This window comes from Rhodanobacter koreensis, from assembly GCF_054782855.1.
The window spans coordinates 810,135-828,255 of record NZ_BAAGRR010000002.1; the positions used below are offsets into that span (position 1 = coordinate 810,135).

Sequence of the window (18,121 nt, forward strand, 5' to 3'; positions counted from 1 at the left end):
TTCCATGTCTGTCCGTTTTGAAAACACCAATCGCCCCTCACGCTGGCAGACGCCCGCCCGCCGTGTCCTGGCCTGCTGCCTGATCGCCGCACTGGCGGGCTGCTCGCTGGCACCGGCTTATCAGCGTCCGACGATCGCCGTTCCCGCGAACTACAAGGAGGGCACCGGGTTGTGGACCCGGGCCGAACCGGCCGACACAGTGGCGCGCGGCGACTGGTGGCAGATCTTCAACGACACCACACTGGATAAGCTGGAGCAGCGCCTCGATGCGGGCAATCCGTCGCTGTCGGTGGCCCTGGCACGCTACGACATGGCGCATGCATACGTGGGCGAGATCGGTTCGCAACTGTTCCCGCACCTGGACGTCGGAGCCAGCCCGACCAACAATCGCCAGTCGAACAACCGCCCGCTCCGGGGCAGCAACCAGCCCAACGAGTACGACGCCAACACCGCCCAGTTTTCTGCGGACTACGAGTTCGATTTCTGGGGTCGTGTGCGCAACGAGGTCGCTGCCGGCAAAGCGCAGGCACAGGCTGCGGATGCCGATCTGGCATCGGCGAAACTCAGCCTGCAATCGCAACTTGCCGATCTGTACATCCTGCTGCGTGGCTATGACATCCAGGCGCACATTCTCAACGGCTCGCTGGATGCCTATCGCAAGGGTTTGACGATGACCGAGAACCGCATGGCCGGCGGCATCGCCTCCGGGCTGTCGGTAGCGCGCGCCAAGAACCAGCTGTCGGATGCGATGGCGCAGGCCGCCGAAGTAACTGCACAGCGCGCCCTCACCGAACATGCCATCGCCACCCTGGTCGGCGTACCGGCATCACGCTTTTCGCTACCGGCTTCGGATATCCAGATCGGGCTGCCGACGATTCCCGCTGGCATTCCGTCAACCCTGCTGGAACGGCGCCCCGATATCGCCGCTGCCGAGCGACGTACCTTCGCCGCCAATGCCGATATCGGCGTCGCGCGTGCCGCGTTCTATCCCAGCTTCAGTCTGTCAGCCCTGTTCGGATGGCAGAACACCGCCAATGGCAGCCTGCTGAGCGCCGGCAACCGGATGTGGGCGCTTGGTCCGGTGGCTGCGCTGAGCATCTTCGATGGCGGCTTGCGTCATGCCAAGGAGCGCGAGGCAAAAGCCGCTTTCGATGCAGCAGCCGGGCAATACCGCGTCACGGTGCTGAATGCGTTCCAGCAGGTGGAGGACAACCTCTCGCTGCTGACCAATCTCAGCAATGAAGCGCACGACGAAGATGATGCTGCCGCTTCCGCCAAGGACGCCGCGCAGATCGCCACCAACCGCTACAGCGAAGGGGTGGTCAATTACCTGGACGTGGTCACTGCACAGACGAGCTACCTGCAGGCCAAGCGCAATGCCGAACAAGTGCGTACACGTCGACTGCAGGCCAGCGTGGACCTGATCCGGGCACTGGGTGGCGGCTGGAGCAACGCGCAGATGGAAAGGCCATCAGCGGATGAACCGGTGGCACAGGCGCATTGAGCGCGCCACTCCCTGCTCATGCGTGATCCCGGAAAAGCAAACGGCGGGCCATGCCCGCCGTTTTCCATCCCTGGGTCTTACTCCGTTGCGATAACTCTTGATCAGTCCGATCCCGATAAGTTCAGCTTGCCATGCCGCTGTGACAGTTTGTGATCAGCGGCATGACAGGCAGGTCACCGTCGATCAGAACTTGTAGGTCAGCATCACACGGTTGTAGGTGAACGGCTTGTTGCCCGGATTCAGGTTGTTGATGCCGCCCGAGGATTTTTCCCAGCGATCGCGGATCTGGAAGCCTTTGAGGAAGCCGCTGAAGTTGTAGATGATGTCGAAGTAGGTATCGTGGAAGTTGCCGTTCAGATCCGTGGTGTACTTGGCGTAAGCACCCACCAGCTGCAGGCTGTTGTCGAAGAAGCCGTAGGTCATCTTGGCCTTCCACGCATGACCCGGGCCCGCTTCCACCAGACCACGGATCATCGAGGTGGTGTACAGCGGGTCGGTGGCATAGCTGGCGGTGAACGGCGAGATGATCGAACCGCCGCCAATGGCCCCACCGGTCTGCTGATCGAGCTTGTTGTAGAACAGGTCGAAACGGCCGTTCGGGATCACCACGCCGAGATTGGCGCCCCACGCGCTGCTGTCCACCTTGGTGCCGGCAACGCCGTTGATCTTGAGCTTGTTCGCCACCAGCACGTTGTCGGCGCCGCTGCCGCTTTCGGTCAACGCCTGGAAACCAATGACCGGGTCGAAACCGGTACCGGTCTTGAACACGTAGCTGCCGTCGGCGTAGCCCAGGCGGGCAAAATCGAGGAAGTCGTAGTACCAGCCCTGGGCCTTCAGGCCGCCGCTTACATAGGTGGTGCCCAGCGCCCAGGTACCGCTGGTCTGCTTCGCCGTCAGCGGCAGGCCCTGGTTGCCACCGTAAAGCGTGTCGCCCTGGTAGGCGGTAGCGTAGTAGTTGTTGTCATTGAAGTAATCGCTGGAGGTGCGGCTCTTGTAGCTGAGCTCACGGATGCCGATGATGTCCCAGCCCTTGACGGGCGTGAAATCGACGGTCAGCGCCTCGTACGAATTGGGCAGCAGGCGCCCATCGCTGTTGCCCATCCATGGCGTATTCAAATACTGATAACCGGCACGTGCCATGACCCAGTCGTTCTTGTACTGCAGATAGGCCTGGCTCAGCGCCGTCAGCGAATCGCTGGCACCCATCAGCGTGGTATCGACCCGCTTCGGATTGTCGGCCAGCGAACCCAGCGCATTGGCACTCACCAGCGACGCGCCGGCACTGAAGCCATCCAGCGAGGCGGTCTGTGCATTGAGCAGGATCGAGCCGCCAAAGGCGCGGGCACTCGGCTTCGCCGCCACACTGTAGTCATAGGTGCGGTTGAAGTCGTACATACGCAGCTCACCATCGACATGACCTTGCTTGAAGAGGTCACTGAGGGTGTTGACATCATTATCATCAGCGTGGGCGCTGACACTGAGTGTGCCGAGCACGGCAGCGATGGCTACGGCGACGAGTTTGTTGCGCATGATGGAAGGCTCCGCGTCTGGGACAAGAATGTCGTTCTAAGGCGCCTCACCTGTGGCTGTTATGAGCCATCAGACGAACCAGCTGCGCCGTACTTGTATTAAGTTTGTGTGATGAATGTGACATTCACATTCATCGCAAATGACAATCAGGTTACGGTGCCATATGGCGCACGACGCTCGAAAATTCCTGCACCGATGATCTACGCCCCACTAAATGGGCTTGCCGCTGATTTTTCTGGGGCAATAACCCAGAGATCTGATGCGGGGAGGGCTCTGCCCAGGAAGCAGGCACTGGCCTGCTCCGCACCACGTCTTTAGATACAGCGCACAAGCTAATGAGGCTGCACAAGCTGCTGTTATGCTTGTTTGATGCCAGATCATTCCTACCCTGCCCCCGTGCGCATGGCCGACCGCTTCCGTGGCTTTCTGCCCGTGGTCGTCGATGTCGAGACCGGCGGCTTCGATGCCGAGCACGATGCCTTGCTCGAAATTGCCGCCGTACCGCTGACGATGGATGCTGGCGGTTATCTGCAGCTGCAACCGACGGTATCGACGCATGTCGAGCCCTTCCCCGGCGCAAACCTTGACCCACGCTCGCTGGAGATCACCGGGATCGATCCCGACAACCCATTGCGTGGTGCGCTGGCCGAGCGGCAGGCACTGGATCACATCTTCAAGGTGGTGCGCGAAGCCGTTGGTGCGGCCGGCTGCCAACGCGCGATCCTGGTCGGCCACAACGCGGCATTCGATCTCGGTTTTCTCAATCAGGCCGTGCGCCGCTGCGCGCACAAGCGCAATCCGTTCCATCCGTTCAGCTGTTTTGACACCGTGAGCTTCGGCGGTCTTGCCTATGGTCAGACAGTATTGAGCAAAGCCGTGCTGGCCGCCGGCCTGTCCTTCGACAGTCGCGAAGCGCATTCGGCGGTCTATGACGCCGAACGCACCGCCGAATTGTTCTGCAGCGTAGTCAACCGCTGGCGTCAGCTTGAATTGCTCGAACAGGCCCAGCCGGGACTGGATGCGGCCTGAAACCCGCCTACGGACCGGGTTTACGGACCGCGAAGGCGCGAATTCCTGCGGTAGCGATGACAGTCCATGGCAGACTGTCATCTGTCTGAAACATTCATTTCATCCAATGGCAATACGAAAAGCCTGAAATGGCGAGGTCGCATCCTCTCGTCCCTCCAAGGAGCTACCGTGTTGACCTTCAGCAAATCCCCCATTCGATTCGCCGCTGTCGCAGCGCTCGCCGTGGCTTCGAGCTTCGGCATGACCGCGCAGGCTACCGACATCACCGGTGCCGGTTCCAGCTTCGTCTACCCGGTCATGTCCAAGTGGTCGGCGGCCTACGCCGAGAAGACCGGCAACCACCTCAACTACCAGTCGGTCGGCTCCGGCGCCGGCATTGCCCAGATCAAGGAAGGCACCATCGACTTCGGTGCTTCCGATGCGCCGATGAAGGCGGAAGACCTGGAGAAGTACGGCCTCGGCCAGTTCCCGATCGTGGTCGGCGGCATCGTGCCGGTGGTCCACATCGCCGGCATCAAGGCTGACCAGATCAAGCTGGATGGCGCCACCCTGGCCGACATCTTCCTTGGCAAGATCAACAACTGGAACGACCCGAAGATCGCCGCGCTGAATGCCGGCCTGAAGCTGCCCGCCGGCAAGATCACCGTGGTGCATCGCTCGGACGGTTCGGGCACCTCGTTCAACTTCACCAACTTCCTGTCCAAGGTCAGCCCCGAGTGGGCCAGCAAGGTGAAGTTCGGCACGGCCGTGGAATGGCCGGCTGGCGTCGGCGGCAAGGGCAATGAAGGTGTATCGCAGTACGTGAACCAGATTCCGGGTGCGATCGGCTACGTGGAATACGCCTACGCCGTCAAGAACAAGATCGCCTGGATCGACATGAAGAATGCCGCCGGCAACTTCATCAAGCCGAGCGCGGATGCCTTCGCCGCTGCCGCCGCCACCGCGGATTGGGCCAGCGCCAAGGACTTCAACCTGATCATGACCAATGCACCGGGTGCCCAGGCGTGGCCGATCACCGCCACCACCTGGATGATCATGTACAAGACGCCGAAGAACGCGGTGAACAGCAAGGTAGCGTTCGACTTCTTCAAGTTCTCGCTTGAACACGGTCAGCAGGACGCCGCCGCGCTCGATTACGTACCGCTGCCGAATGCACTGGTCAGCAAGATCGAGGCGTACTGGGCCTCCGAGTTCAAGCACTGAACCTGATCGTCCATCACGCGTAGCATCCGGCCTTCTCCCCCGCCTGCGGGGGAGAAGGTTTTCAGTCAAACGGAACCCTGGATCACCATGCCGGCAACCGATACCGTCGCATCATCCATCGACGTTCAGGAGCGGCGAAGCCGTCGTGATGCTCGTGATGAGCGGTTGTTCCGCTGGGTGCTGAAAGCTTGTGCGCTGCTGGTGCTGGCTTCCCTACTCGGTGCCGCCGGTGCCACGCTGTGGGGCGGACGCAGCGCATTCTCCACGTTCGGCTGGCATTTCCTGGTCAGCACTGCATGGGATCCCGGCAATGATGTCTACGGTGCCCTGGTACCGGTCTACGGCACCATCGCCACTTCGCTCATCGCCCTGCTGATCGCGGTGCCGGTGAGTTTCGGTATTGCCCTGTATCTGTCCGAAGTCGCGCCAGCCTGGCTGCGCACTCCGGTGGCGTCAGCCATCGAGCTGCTGGCCGGCATCCCTTCGATCATCTACGGCATGTGGGGCCTCTTCATCTTCGCTCCGTTCTTCGCCAACCATATCAAGCCCTGGCTGACCAACAACCTCGGCAATCAGCCCGATGACGGCAAGCTGTCGTGGGTAGCCCAGCATGTGCCCTTCGTCGGCAAGCTGTTCGGCAGCAACTATCCGTTCGGCGCGAGCATCCTGGTCGCCGGCATCGTGCTGGCGATCATGATCATCCCGTTCATCTCCTCGGTGATGCGCGAGGTGTTCCAGACCGTGCCGACCCGGTTGAAGGAATCGGCCTATGCACTCGGCTCCAGCACCTGGGAAGTGTCATGGGACATCGTGCTGCCGTACACCCGTTCGGCGGTGATCGGCGGCATCTTCCTGGGCCTCGGCCGTGCGCTGGGCGAGACGATGGCGGTGACCTTCGTACTCGGCAACGCGATGCAGCTGTCGGCATCGTTGCTCGATCCGGGCACCTCGATCGCCTCGACCATCGCCAATCAGTTCAGCGAGGCCTCCGGTCTGCAGAAATCCTCGCTGATGGCGCTGGCGTTCCTGCTGTTCGTGGTCACCTTCATCGTGCTGCTGATCGCACGCATGATGCTGCGCCAGCTGGCCAGAAAGGAAGGCCGCTGATGAACACCCTGTATCTGCGCCGTCGCATTACCAACTGGGTTGCCATGGGGCTGAGCATGTTCGCCACCCTGGTCGGCCTGGCGTTCCTGGCCTGGATCCTGTGGGAAACCCTGCGTCAGGGTATCGGTGCGCTGGATCTGAAGCTGTTCACCAAGATCACCGCCTACGGCGCCGATGGCGGCCTTGCCAATGCGATGGTCGGCAGCCTCATCATCAATTTCATCGGCATCGCGATCGCCACCCCGATCGGGGTGCTGGCCGGCACCTGGCTGGCCGAATACGCCAGCGGCACCAAGCTGGGCGAATCGATCCGCTTCCTCAACGACATCCTGCTGTCGGCGCCATCGATCGTGATGGGCCTGTTCGTCTATACCATCATCGTGCTGCCGAGCACGGTGCTCACCCACGGCTCGACCAGCTTCTCCGGCTTCGCCGGTGGCGTGGCACTTGCGCTGATTGCCCTGCCGGTGATCGTGCGTACCACCGACGAGATGCTGCGACTGGTGCCTTCCACCTTGCGCGAAGCGGCACTGTCGCTCGGTGTGCCGCAGTGGAAGCTGACCCTGCAGATCCTGATCCGCGCGGCGCGCTCGGGCATCATCACCGGCGTGCTGTTGGCGCTGGCACGGATCAGCGGCGAGACTGCGCCGCTGCTGTTCACCGCGTTCGGCAACAACTACATGGCGATCAACCCGATCGACAAGATGGCCAGCCTGCCGCAGATCATCTACCAGTACGCCAACGACCCGGGCGAAGACATGCACGCACTGGCCTGGGCCGGTGCGTTTGTGGTCACCATGTTCGTGCTGCTGCTCAGCCTCGCCTCCCGTATGGTCCTTTCCCGCACCAAGGTGTCCCATGACTGATTCCACCCTCGCCATGAACCCGGCGCCGGTGGCGGCCGCCGCAGCTGTCGCACCCAAGCTCACCGTGCGCGACCTGCACTTCTACTACAACGGCTTCCATGCGCTGAAAGGCATCAACATGGATATCCCGGAGAAGAAGGTCACCTCGATCATCGGGCCCTCCGGCTGCGGCAAATCCACCCTGTTGCGCATCTTCAACCGCATCTATGCGATCTACCCGAAGCTGGAGGCGAAGGGCGAGATCACGCTGGATGGCGAGAACATCCTCGATCCGGGCTATTCGATGAATCGCCTGCGCGGCAAGATTGGCATGGTGTTCCAGAAGCCGGTGCCGTTCCCGATGACGATCTTCGAGAACGTCGCCTATGGCATCCGCCACCATGAGAAACTGTCGAAGTCCGACATGACGATCCGCGTCGAACAGGCGCTGCGCAGCGCGGCGCTGTGGGACGAGGTGAAGGACAAGCTGAAGCAGAACGCGCTCGGGCTCTCCGGCGGCCAGCAGCAGCGCCTGTGCATCGCCCGTGCGATCGCGCTGAAGCCCGAGGTACTGTTGCTGGATGAACCCACCTCGGCACTCGACCCGATCGCCACCGGCCGCATCGAGCAACTGGTGGAAGAGCTGAAAAGCCAGTTCACCATCGTCATCGTCACCCACAACATGCAACAGGCAGCGCGCTGCTCCGACCTCACTGCGTTCATGTACCTTGGCGAACTGATCGAGTTCGACGGTACCGAGAAGATCTTCACCAAGCCGGGCAAGAAGCAGACCGAGGATTACATCACCGGTCGATTCGGTTGATCACACAGGACATCACCATGAGCGGCAGCAGCAAAGAACACATCATCAAGAGCTACGACGACGAGCTCACCCGGCTTACCGGCGAGATCGTGCGCATGGGCGAACTGTCGGTCATACAGCTGGAAGCGGCGATCGACGTGGTCGAGCGTCGCGACGAGCGGGCCGCACAGCACGTGGTCAGCAACGACGACGCCATCGACCAGCTGGAGCAGGACATCAGTCACGACGTGGTGCGCCTGCTGGCACTGCGCGCGCCGATGGCCGGTGACCTTCGCAACGTGTTCGCCGCGCTGCGCATCGCTGCCGACATCGAACGCATCGGCGACTATGCCGCCAATGTGGCCAAACGTTCGATTCCGTTGTCGATGGTGGCGCCGGTAGGCCCCGTCGGAGGCCTGGGTCATCTGGCCGAGCTGGCTGCTGCCGAAGTTCGCGAGGTGCTGCTGGCCTATCGCGACCGCGACGCCGAGCGGGCCTACCAGGTATGGAAAGACGATGTGGTGCTTGACGAAGCCTATACCGGCTACTTCCGCGAGCTGCTGACCTACATGATGGAAGATCCGCGCAACATCACGCCATGCACGCACCTGCTGTTCATGGCCAAGAACATCGAGCGGATCGGCGACCACGCCACCAACATCGCCGAGAACGTGTGGTTCCAGGTCACCGGCGAACCGCTGACCAAGCAGCGCAGCAAGGGCGATCTCACTTCCAATCCGGAAATCACCAAGCTGGGTGGCTGAACCATCCGAGACGCCGGTCAGGGCTCCCGCGAGCGAGCCTCGCGGCGCAGCTGCGCACCGCGCACCACGCCATAGATGCCGATGGCAGCCCAGGCTACTTCCATCACGAAGGCCGAGGCGTTGAAGCTGCCAAAGACCAGCGACAGCATCACGCCAAGCGCACCGAAGATGTTCATCAGCTGGTAGGTGAGGCCGTTACCGTGCAGCTTGTGCGCCTGCAGCAGCAGGAACGCCAGCAGCACCAGCAGCACGCCGACATAGCCGGCCCAGTCATGCCATTGCAGGTTCATCGTTTTGCACTCCGCTGTCGCAAGGCCTCGAACAGCACCACACCGGTGGCGACGGAGACGTTGAGACTCTCCATCGTGCCCGGCATCGGAATCTTCGCCACGAAATCGCACAGTTCGCGTGTCAGCCGGCGGATGCCCTCGCCTTCGCCGCCCAGCACGAGTGCCACCGGGCCCTTGAAGTCCACGCCATAGATCGAGGTGTCGGTATCACCGGCCAGGCCGGTGATCCACACGCCAGCATCCTTCAGCTCGCGCAGCGTGCGCGCCAGGTTGGTCACCGCGATCAGCGGCACCCGATCGGCACCGCCGGCCGAGGCGCGACGCACGACAGGCGTCAGACCCACAGCGCGATCCTTCGGCACGATCACCGCAGTGACTTTCGCCGCCGCGGCACTGCGCAGGCAGGCGCCGAGATTGTGCGGATCGGTAACGCCATCCAGCACCAGCACCAGCGTGTCGCTGCCGTCACGCTCCATCAGTGCGGCAAGATCATTTTCATGCGCCATCGGTGGCGGTTCGTACAACGCCGCCACGCCCTGATGACGCGCCTCGCCGGCGAGCTTGTCGAGCTGCTCGCGCGGGCGATGGTTCACGGTGATCTTCAGCGCCTTCGCACGCTCGATCAGCTCATGCACGCGCGGGTTGCGCTGGCCGTTCTCGACGACAAGCTCACGTACACGCTCGGCGTCGTTGCTCAGCGCACCTTCGACGGGATTGATGCCGACGATCCAGCTCTCACTCATGGCTTGCCTTTCGGTTTCGGTTTGCGTCCGCTGCGCTTCTTGCCGCTGCTCGCGGGTGTCGATGTGGATGCCGTCTTCGCAGCGTGGCCTTGGCCTTGCCGCTTGCCACGACTCGGCTGACCATGTGCCGACTTGGCCGGTGCCGATGCACGACGCGGGCGATTGCCACCATCGTCATGCGATGTGGTGGCGCGCGAACGCGGCGGCGGATTATCGCTCAGTGTCTGCGTTTCCGGCACCACGGCATCGCGGCGACCGAAGGCGCGGCCGATCGCCTTCGCTGCCCGGCCAAACATGCCGGGTGCCTTGACCGACCCAGCGGCCTTTTTCGGCAACGAGTAACGCTCGCCGCTGGCCGCATAGTCGTAAGCCTTGCCAGTGGCTGCCGGCGGCGTGGCCGACGCGCGCGGCGACACCAGCCGGAAGTCGATCTTGCGATCCTCCAGGCTGGCGCGAAGCACCTGGATGCGCACGTGGTCACCCAAGCGGAACTGCGCGCCGGTGCGCTCACCCTTCAGCAGCTTGCGGGTCGCGTCGAAGTGGTAGTAATCGTTGGCGAGCTGGCTGATATGCACCAGGCCGGACACCTTCGATTCGTCCAGTTCCACGAACAGGCCGAACGAGGTGACGCCGGTGACCACGCCCTCGAACTCGCTGCCGATGTGTTTTTCCATCCACGCGCACTTGAAGCGCTCGTCCACGTCGCGCTCGGCCTCTTCCGCGCGGCGCTCGCGCTGCGAACAATGGATCGCCATCGCCGACATCTCGGCAGGGCTGTAGGTGTAGTCGGCCGGCTTGCCGTTGGTCAGCGCGTAGCGGATCGCGCGATGCACCAGCAGGTCCGGATAACGACGGATCGGTGAAGTGAAATGCGCATACGCCTGCAGCGCCAGACCGAAGTGGCCACGGTTGTCCGGCTGATAGGCCGCCATGCTCTGCGAACGCAGCAGCACGCTCTGGATCAGCTCGCGCTCGGGGCGGTCGTGCACCATGCGCAGGATTTCGGAGAAATCGGCGGGCGTGACCTCTTCCACCGGCGGCATGCGCAGCTTGAACTCGCGCAGGAACTGCTGCAGGTCTTCGTATTTCTCGGCCGGCGGCGGCTCATGCGCACGGAACAGTGCGGGAATTTTCTTCTTCTCCAGGAACAACGCCGCCTGCACGTTGGCGGCGATCATGCATTCCTCGATCAGCTTGTGTGCGTCATTGCGCTCGGTGGCGCCCATGGACTCGACGTTGCCGGTCTGGTCAAGGCGAAACTTCACTTCGGGCGTCTCGAAATCGATCGCGCCACGACGCTTGCGCTGCTGCGCCATCGCCTTGTACAGCGCGTGCAGGTTCTCCAGCTGCGGCAGCACGTCGGCGACTTCGTGGCGCGCATCGGCCTCCTTCAGCCCCACCGCCTGCCACACCTTGTCGTAAGTGAGCCGCGCATGCGACAGCATCACCGCGTCGTAGAACTTCGACTTGGTGACGTTGCCTTCGGCATCGACCACCATGTCGCAGACCATGCACATCCGCTCGACCTTCGGCATCAGCGAGCAGATGCCGTTGGACAGCGTCTCCGGCAACATCGGCACCACGAAACCGGGGAAATAGGTCGAGGTACTGCGCTCGTAGGCTTCGCGATCCAGCGCATTGCCGACCTGCACGTAATGCGAGACGTCGGCAATCGCCACGATGAGGCGCCAGCCACCACCACGCTTCGGCTCGGCATATACCGCATCATCGAAGTCACGCGCGTCGGCGCCGTCGATCGTCACCAGCGGCAGCTGGCGGATATCGGTGCGACCTTCGCGCTCGGCGGCGGTCACCACGGATTCCACCTGCGCTGCATCGCGCAGCACTTCCGGTGGCCACTCGTGCGGCAGGTCGTGGCTGGCAATCGCCATCTCCACCACCAGCGACGGTTGCAGGCGTTCGCCCAGCACTGCGCAAATTTCGCCCATCGGGCCGCGATGCAGTGTCGGCGGATCGGTGATCTCGACCACCACGATCTGGCCGGAGCTAGCACCCTGCTCCTGCCCCGGCTTGATCATCACATCCTGGTTCAGGCGACGATCGTCCGGCGCCACCATGGTCACACCGTTCTCGATCACCACCCGGCCGACCAGCCGCGAAGAACGCCGTTCCAGCACTTCGGCAATCGCGCCCTGCTTGCGGCCACGACGGTCGATGCCGACCACGCTGGCCAGCACGCGATCGCCGTGCATCACCGCGCGCATCTGCTGCGGCGACAGGTACAGATCGTCGCCACCTTCGTCCGGGCGCAGGAAGCCGTAGCCTTCGGCGTTGGCCAGCACGCGACCGGCAATCAGGTCGAGCTTCTGCGTCGGCGCATAACCGCCGCGCCGGCCCAGCAACAGCTGGCCGTCGCGCACCATCGCCGCCAGCCGCTTGCGCAATGCGTCGAGGTCGCTTTCGTCACTGATGTCCAGCGCCTCGGCAATGCGTGCCTCGGTCAACAGTTCGCCGCGCTCTTCAAGCAGGGTGAGGATCGCCTCGCGGCTGGGGATCGGGCGCGCATAACGCTGCGCCTCGCGATCGGCATGGGGGTCGCGCACGGCGCCTGCGGCAGCCTTGTTGCGTCGTGGTCCGGTGGATGCGCCGGCTCGCTGTTTCGGGCCAGCGGATTTCACCGGGCCCTTGCCTGCAGATGGGTCCTGGCTCTTGCCGGACCGGGGGGGAGTTTTTCTGGTCACTAATTATCCTTGTGGTATCCGCGGCGCGGAGAATGACACGACGCGATGATTGGGTGTGAAAGATCGGAATGTGAAAAAGAGTTGACAAGCCACCGGCAGATGCCTAAATTACGCGGCTCACGCAGCTCGCAGAGCGGTGTGACACCTGCCCAGGTGGCGGAATTGGTAGACGCACTAGCTTCAGGTGCTAGCGGGGGCAACTCCGTGGAGGTTCGAGTCCTCTCCTGGGCACCAATTGTAGACGAAGGCCGCCTTAATGGCGGCCTTCGTCTTTTCAGGGGTTCGGTCAGCCGCCTGGTCTACACGGGCTCTCGGGCGTGCCGCGCTTGGATCTGCGTCATATCTTGACGTATTCGCTCGGCGATCGACCGACGAGTTTTCTGAAGTCATTGATGAAGTGCGCTTGATCGTAGTAGCCCAAATCCTGGGCCAGGATGGCCCATGCCGATGGCTTCCCGGCAACCAGCTGCTCGAGCGCCTCATAGATCCGATACCGCTTGACCACCCAACTTGCGCTGGCTCCGACGTAACGGTGGAACAGCCGCTGCAATGTCCGCTCCTGGATACCGCAGCGAGCGACGATATCCTCGACCCGGATCAAACTGCGATCATCGACGACTTCTTTCACGACGCGACAGACGGTTTCGACATTCGGATCGTGCGGCGGCAGATGCGTGACAAGAAACCGCGACGCCGCTTCCACCATGCTGCGTTCGTCACGACAGGCGGCTATTTCATCCTCTGCATCCTGCGCGCCGCTGAAAAGTTGTTGCGCCGGAATGGCAGCGTTCGAGATCGAGCAAACCGGCTCCTTCAGAAACGGGTAGAACGCACCCGGACGAAATTTCGCGCCAAGGATCCGCTCGTTGCCGCTGAGCTGCCGAACGAAGCGCCTCAGCTGCACACCGTATATGCGTGAACGACCACGCGCGAAAACGAGATGGACACAGGGGTGCGGCAGCACCTCACGCGTTTGCGGCACGCATTCACGAAGGTCCCAGCTCTCGAGCCAGAAATACTCCAGCCAGTCGGCAAGTATGGCTGGCGGCGCATACCGTACATGCCGGTAACTGCCCGGTGACGCGGCATGCCGCAACACGCCACAACCTTGTCCGCTTGCTGCCTCCGGGCACGGTTCGCTTCGATCCACGCCGCCTGCGTCACGATGTCGGTTTTTTCCAATCATTCGAGCGCGTCTTTCATTGCAATCAAGACCATCAGCGCCGCGACTGGCGAAGAACTCACCCGGCCCTGTACGAATGCAGATCTGAACCACCAGGACACTTTACTCCCGCGCAGGCGACAGGAGGACTTACCGACATGAAAACAACCGCGATGATCACCCTTGTGTGTTTGGCATACGGCACGACGAGCACGCCGGGATTCACTGCTTCGTACCAGGGTGTCGATCCCGTCAAGACGGTCCGGCAGAAGTTCGAAGCCTTCAACCGGCATGACGCCGCCGCGATCGAGGGCATCTACGCGACCGATGCGGTCCTGCATAGTCCCGACTATCCCGAGCTGGCTGGCAACTCGCGGATTGCCGACACCTACCGGGGCCTGTTTGATGCCCTCCCCGACGCCAACGACAGCGTCGATAACATCGACCGTTCAGGAGACAGGGTATACGCACAATTTGTGCTGTCGGGGCATCTCAAAGGTACGGGAGGCAAATTCGTCAAGGTTCCGATCATCTCGGTCTACACCGTCAGGGACGGTCATATCGTCGCTGACTCGACTTACTACGACAGGAAAACGCCATAGTTGCATGAACAATTGAGGCAACACGCTCATCGGCCGACGCCTGAGCGAGGTAATGCGTGCTTGCCTGGTGGCAAGAACCCGTTCGAGGCGATCAGGCGGCAGGTGGCCCTTTCAACTCGACCATGTTGCCCTGCGGATCGTACAGGTACATCGACGGGCCTTCGCCCTGTGCGCCATAGCGCGAACCCAGTTCGCCGACGCGTACGCCGTGCGCCTTGAGGTGCGCGAGGATCGCTGCCTCGTCGTAACCCTCCACGCGCAGGCACAAATGATCCATATTGTGGCCTTCGCTGCCCGGCGCGGCACCGCCGTGGCGGCCAAGCTTGCCGTCAATGCTGACCAGATCGATCAGCGAGCTGCCCGCGCGCAGTTGCACAAGGCCGATCTCGTCCTGCCGACGCTCCATACGGCAACCCAACACATCGCAGTAAAAGCGCTGCATAGCGGCCATGTCGATGGCACGCAACACCACGTGGTCGATTTCGCCGATGCGGATCATGGTTGCTCTCGAGGATCGGGAAGAGTGTTCAAGCATAGCGCGGCGGCCCCGGGCGGCCCTGGGCGATTGCGGATGCCCGGGCAATGCTGTCTGAATACTGCGATGCGTAAACCCGCAACACGTCCACGGCACCTGTATAATCGCCGCGGTAAACGCTTGGTGGGAGAAGCGGGCGGCCCTGACAGGGCACGACCGCTGCCGAAGACGCAACGCCCGTAATCGCTCAGGCCCCACACCATCAGGCGTAAACACTCTGGAGAGACCGGTTGAATCCGGCGCCGAAGGGGCACGAAGCGCACCCACGCTTCCAAACTCTCAGGCAAAAGGACAGAGGGGCGCCCCACGTGCGGCACGCACGTCCGGCCTTTGTCGGCCATTTTCGGACGCCCTCGCCATGAGCCCTGCCCCTATGAGTACGCCTGCCAAGCCCTCCCTGCGTGACCTCGAGCACCATCACGCCTTCATCGAGCGCCACATCGGCCCGAACGATGCCGAGATCGCCCAGATGCTGCATGTCATCGGCCACGATTCGCTGGAATCGATGACCGACGCGATCGTGCCGGGCAAGATCAAGTCGGCCGCGCCGCTGGCGCTGCCGAAGGCGATCACCGAGGTCGAGGCGCTGGCCAAGATCCGCACCATCGCGGACAAGAACCGGGTGCTCAAGAGTTTCATCGGCCAGGGCTATTACGGCACCCATACACCGAACGTCATCCTGCGCAACATCCTGGAGAACCCGGCCTGGTACACGGCATACACGCCGTATCAGGCGGAGATTTCGCAGGGTCGCATGGAGGCGCTGATCAACTTCCAGACGATGTGCGCGGATCTCACCGGCATGGAGATCGCCAACGCCTCGCTGCTGGACGAAGCCACCGCCGCGGCCGAAGCGATGACGCTGGCCAAGCGCTCCTGCAAGTCCAAGAGCAACACGTTCTTCGTGTCGAACGGCGTGCATCCGCAGACGCTGGAAGTGATCCGCACCCGTGCCGAACCGCTGGGCATCGAGCTGGTGATCGGCAACGACGCCGATGCGCTGAACACCGACGCCTTCGGCGTCATGCTGCAGTATCCGAACACCTTCGGCACCGTCAACGACTACCAGGCGATTGCCGCTGCCGTGCATGCACGCGGCGGTCTGGTCGCCGTCGCTACCGACCTGCTCGCGCTGACCTTGATTGCCGCGCCGGGTGAATGGGGCGCGGACATCGTGGTCGGCAACTCGCAGCGCTTCGGCGTGCCGTTCGGCAACGGTGGCCCGCACGCTGCCTTCATGGCCTGCCGCGACGCGTACAAGCGCTCGATGCCGGGCCGCCTGATCGGCGTCTCGGTGGATGCCGAGGGCAAGCACGCCTACCGCCTTACCCTGCAGACCCGCGAGCAACACATCCGCCGCGAGAAGGCCACCTCCAACATCTGTACCGCGCAGGTACTGCTGGCGGTGATGGCCAGCATGTATGCCGTGTATCACGGCCCGGAAGGCCTGGCCCGTATTGCGCGTCGCACGCACCGCCTCGCGTCGATCCTGGCATCAGCGCTGCGTCAGGCCGGCCACACCGTAGGTCCTGATTTCTTCGACACCTTGCATGTGGTGAACGTCGACGCCGATGCCCTGCTCGCCAAGGCCGAGGCTGCCGGCATCAACCTGCGCCAGATCCATGGCGAGAGCGTCGGCATCAGCCTCGACGAAACCACCACGCGTGCCGACGTCATCGCACTCGCCGAACTGTTCGGAGCATGTATCGACGACATCGACGAACTGGACGCCAACACCGCCGATGCGCTACCCGTCAGCCTGCTGCGCAAGAGCGCGTTCCTGCAGCATCCGGTGTTCAACACGCACCACAGCGAGCACGAACTGCTGCGCTACATGCGTGCGCTGGCCGACAAGGATCTGGCGATGGATCGCACCATGATCCCGCTGGGCAGCTGCACCATGAAGCTCAATGCTACCGCCGAGATGATCCCGGTGACCTGGCCCGAGTTCGGCAACATCCATCCGCTGGCACCGGTGTCGCAGACGCAGGGCTACAAGGAGCTGATCGACGGCCTCGAAGCGATGCTGGTCGAATGTACCGGCTACGACGCGGTGAGCCTGCAGCCGAACTCCGGCGCGCAGGGTGAATACGCCGGCCTGCTGGCGATCCGCGCTTATCACCGTTCGCGCAATGAAGATCATCGCGACATCTGCCTGATCCCCGAATCCGCCCACGGCACCAACCCGGCCTCCGCGCAGATGTGCGGCATGACCGTGGTGGTGACCAAGTGCGACGCGAACGGCAACGTCGACGTGGAAGACATCCGCCGCGCCGCCGAAAAGTACAGCGACCGCCTCGCCGCACTGATGATCACCTACCCATCCACGCATGGCGTGTTCGAGGAGGACATCGTCGCGATCTGCGAGATCGTGCACGCGCATGGCGGTCAGGTGTACACCGACGGCGCCAACATGAACGCGCTGGTCGGCGTGGCCAAGCCCGGCAAGTGGGGCTCGGACGTGTCGCATCTGAACCTGCACAAGACCTTCTGCATTCCGCACGGCGGCGGTGGCCCGGGCGTCGGCCCGTGTGCAGTGAAGTCGCATCTCGCACCGTTCCTGCCGCGCACGAAGCCCAGGGATGGGCGAGTGCTGCGTGCGCAGGATGCGCAGGAGCAGCCGCTCAGCGGTGAAGGATCGGTCGGCATGGTCAGCGCCGCCAGTTACGGTTCGGCCTCGATCCTGCCGATCAGCTGGATGTACATCACCCTGATGGGCCAGCAAGGCCTGCGCAAGGCCACCCAGGTCGCCCTGCTCAACGCCAACTACATCGCCAAGCGACTGGCACCACACTACCCCACCCTGTACACCGGTCGTAACGGTCTGGTCGCGCACGAGTGCATCCTCGACCTGCGCCCGCTCAAGGACGCCACCGGCATCGGTGCCGAGGACGTGGCCAAGCGCCTGATCGACTTCGGCTTCCACGCCCCGACCTTGAGCTTCCCGGTTGCAGGCACCTTGATGGTCGAGCCGACCGAAAGCGAATCGCAGTACGAACTGGACCGCTTCATCGACGCGATGATCCAGATCCGCGACGAGATCCGCGCCATCGAAGACGGCAAGCTCGACCGCGAGGACAACCCGCTGAAGAACGCCCCGCACACCGCCACGATGGTCAGCGGCAGCGAGTGGACCCACGCCTACCCGCGTGAACTGGCTGCCTTCCCGCTGCCCAGCCTGAAGCTGCAGAAGTACTGGTCGCCGGTGGCGCGCGTCGACAACGTCTACGGCGACAAGAACATCATGTGTGCGTGCATCCCGGTGGATGCGTACAAGGAAGAAGTGGAGGCGTAAGTCCCCCG

General features: G+C 62.8%; 15 protein-coding genes, 1 tRNA gene and 1 riboswitch. Of the genes, 10 read left to right on the forward strand and 6 right to left on the reverse strand.

Annotated elements, in window-relative coordinates; translation table 11 throughout:
• The first annotated feature begins 4 nt into the window (after nt 1-4).
• Nucleotides 5-1,504, forward strand: coding sequence for an efflux transporter outer membrane subunit (locus tag ACYVKM_RS09505; RefSeq protein WP_460877351.1), 1,500 nt, complete (start codon nt 5-7; stop codon nt 1,502-1,504).
• Between the two features lie 183 nt (nt 1,505-1,687).
• Here the strand turns inward: ACYVKM_RS09505 and ACYVKM_RS09510 are convergent, their stop codons facing one another.
• Nucleotides 1,688-3,034 carry a hypothetical protein gene (locus tag ACYVKM_RS09510; protein ID WP_460877352.1) on the reverse strand — a complete coding sequence of 449 codons (1,347 nt, stop codon included), beginning with the start codon at nt 3,032-3,034 and terminating at the stop codon, nt 1,688-1,690.
• 369 nt (nt 3,035-3,403) lie between these two features.
• On the opposite strand from ACYVKM_RS09510, the gene rnt reads away from it, so the two are divergent.
• The 6 genes from rnt to phoU all read left to right on the forward strand — a co-directional run bounded on the left by rnt (nt 3,404) and on the right by phoU (nt 8,784).
• On the forward strand, nt 3,404-4,063 hold the full coding sequence (gene rnt / locus ACYVKM_RS09515; RefSeq protein WP_460877353.1) for a ribonuclease T: 660 nt from the start codon (nt 3,404-3,406) through the stop codon (nt 4,061-4,063).
• 168 nt (nt 4,064-4,231) lie between these two features.
• Nucleotides 4,232-5,266, forward strand: coding sequence for a phosphate ABC transporter substrate-binding protein PstS (pstS, locus tag ACYVKM_RS09520; protein WP_460877354.1), 1,035 nt, complete (start codon nt 4,232-4,234; stop codon nt 5,264-5,266).
• 87 nt (nt 5,267-5,353) lie between these two features.
• The gene (pstC, locus tag ACYVKM_RS09525; protein WP_460877355.1) at nt 5,354-6,373 is read left to right on the forward strand and encodes a phosphate ABC transporter permease subunit PstC; all 1,020 of its coding nucleotides are present in this window, start codon (nt 5,354-5,356) and stop codon (nt 6,371-6,373) included.
• A complete protein-coding gene (pstA, locus tag ACYVKM_RS09530) occupies nt 6,373-7,239 on the forward strand; it encodes a phosphate ABC transporter permease PstA (protein ID WP_460877356.1) in 867 nt (288 codons plus the stop codon). Before pstC ends, pstA begins: the two co-directional genes overlap by 1 nt.
• The gene (gene pstB / locus ACYVKM_RS09535; protein ID WP_460877357.1) at nt 7,232-8,041 is read left to right on the forward strand and encodes a phosphate ABC transporter ATP-binding protein PstB; all 810 of its coding nucleotides are present in this window, start codon (nt 7,232-7,234) and stop codon (nt 8,039-8,041) included. The genes pstA and pstB overlap by 8 nt, the downstream gene beginning before the upstream one ends.
• Nucleotides 8,042-8,058: 17 nt before the next feature.
• Nucleotides 8,059-8,784 (forward strand): phosphate signaling complex protein PhoU, encoded by a 726-nt coding sequence (phoU, locus tag ACYVKM_RS09540; RefSeq protein ID WP_460877358.1) that lies wholly within the window; start codon nt 8,059-8,061, stop codon nt 8,782-8,784.
• Between the two features lie 17 nt (nt 8,785-8,801).
• Here the strand turns inward: phoU and ACYVKM_RS09545 are convergent, their stop codons facing one another.
• Genes ACYVKM_RS09545 through rnr form a run of 3 tightly spaced genes read right to left on the reverse strand, consistent with a single transcriptional unit; the run spans nt 8,802 to nt 12,381 of the window.
• A complete protein-coding gene (locus ACYVKM_RS09545) occupies nt 8,802-9,074 on the reverse strand; it encodes a CBU_0592 family membrane protein (protein WP_460877359.1) in 273 nt (90 codons plus the stop codon).
• Complete coding sequence (gene rlmB, locus ACYVKM_RS09550; RefSeq protein WP_460877360.1) at nt 9,071-9,817, reverse strand: 23S rRNA (guanosine(2251)-2'-O)-methyltransferase RlmB; 747 nt, start codon at nt 9,815-9,817, stop codon at nt 9,071-9,073. Before rlmB ends, ACYVKM_RS09545 begins: the two co-directional genes overlap by 4 nt.
• Entirely contained in the window at nt 9,814-12,381 is a 2,568-nt protein-coding gene (gene rnr / locus ACYVKM_RS09555; protein ID WP_460877811.1) for a ribonuclease R, read from the reverse strand. Before rnr ends, rlmB begins: the two co-directional genes overlap by 4 nt.
• Nucleotides 12,382-12,666: 285 nt before the next feature.
• On the opposite strand from rnr, the gene ACYVKM_RS09560 reads away from it, so the two are divergent.
• Nucleotides 12,667-12,753: transfer RNA gene (locus ACYVKM_RS09560), tRNA-Leu, on the forward strand.
• Between the two features lie 103 nt (nt 12,754-12,856).
• Here ACYVKM_RS09560 and ACYVKM_RS09565 read toward each other — a convergent pair.
• Nucleotides 12,857-13,618 carry a DUF6597 domain-containing transcriptional factor gene (locus ACYVKM_RS09565; RefSeq protein ID WP_460877361.1) on the reverse strand — a complete coding sequence of 254 codons (762 nt, stop codon included), beginning with the start codon at nt 13,616-13,618 and terminating at the stop codon, nt 12,857-12,859.
• 221 nt (nt 13,619-13,839) lie between these two features.
• On the opposite strand from ACYVKM_RS09565, the gene ACYVKM_RS09570 reads away from it, so the two are divergent.
• Nucleotides 13,840-14,283, forward strand: coding sequence for a nuclear transport factor 2 family protein (locus ACYVKM_RS09570; protein ID WP_460877362.1), 444 nt, complete (start codon nt 13,840-13,842; stop codon nt 14,281-14,283).
• A gap of 91 nt (nt 14,284-14,374) precedes the next feature.
• Here ACYVKM_RS09570 and ACYVKM_RS09575 read toward each other — a convergent pair whose 3' ends face one another.
• Nucleotides 14,375-14,782, reverse strand: coding sequence for a VOC family protein (locus ACYVKM_RS09575; protein WP_460877363.1), 408 nt, complete (start codon nt 14,780-14,782; stop codon nt 14,375-14,377).
• 243 nt (nt 14,783-15,025) lie between these two features.
• A riboswitch (glycine riboswitch) is annotated at nt 15,026-15,123 on the forward strand.
• A gap of 68 nt (nt 15,124-15,191) precedes the next feature.
• Here ACYVKM_RS09575 and gcvP point away from each other — a divergent pair.
• Nucleotides 15,192-18,113, forward strand: a complete 2,922-nt coding sequence (gene gcvP / locus ACYVKM_RS09580; protein ID WP_460877812.1) for an aminomethyl-transferring glycine dehydrogenase — start codon at nt 15,192-15,194, stop codon at nt 18,111-18,113.
• Nucleotides 18,114-18,121 lie beyond the last annotated feature (8 nt).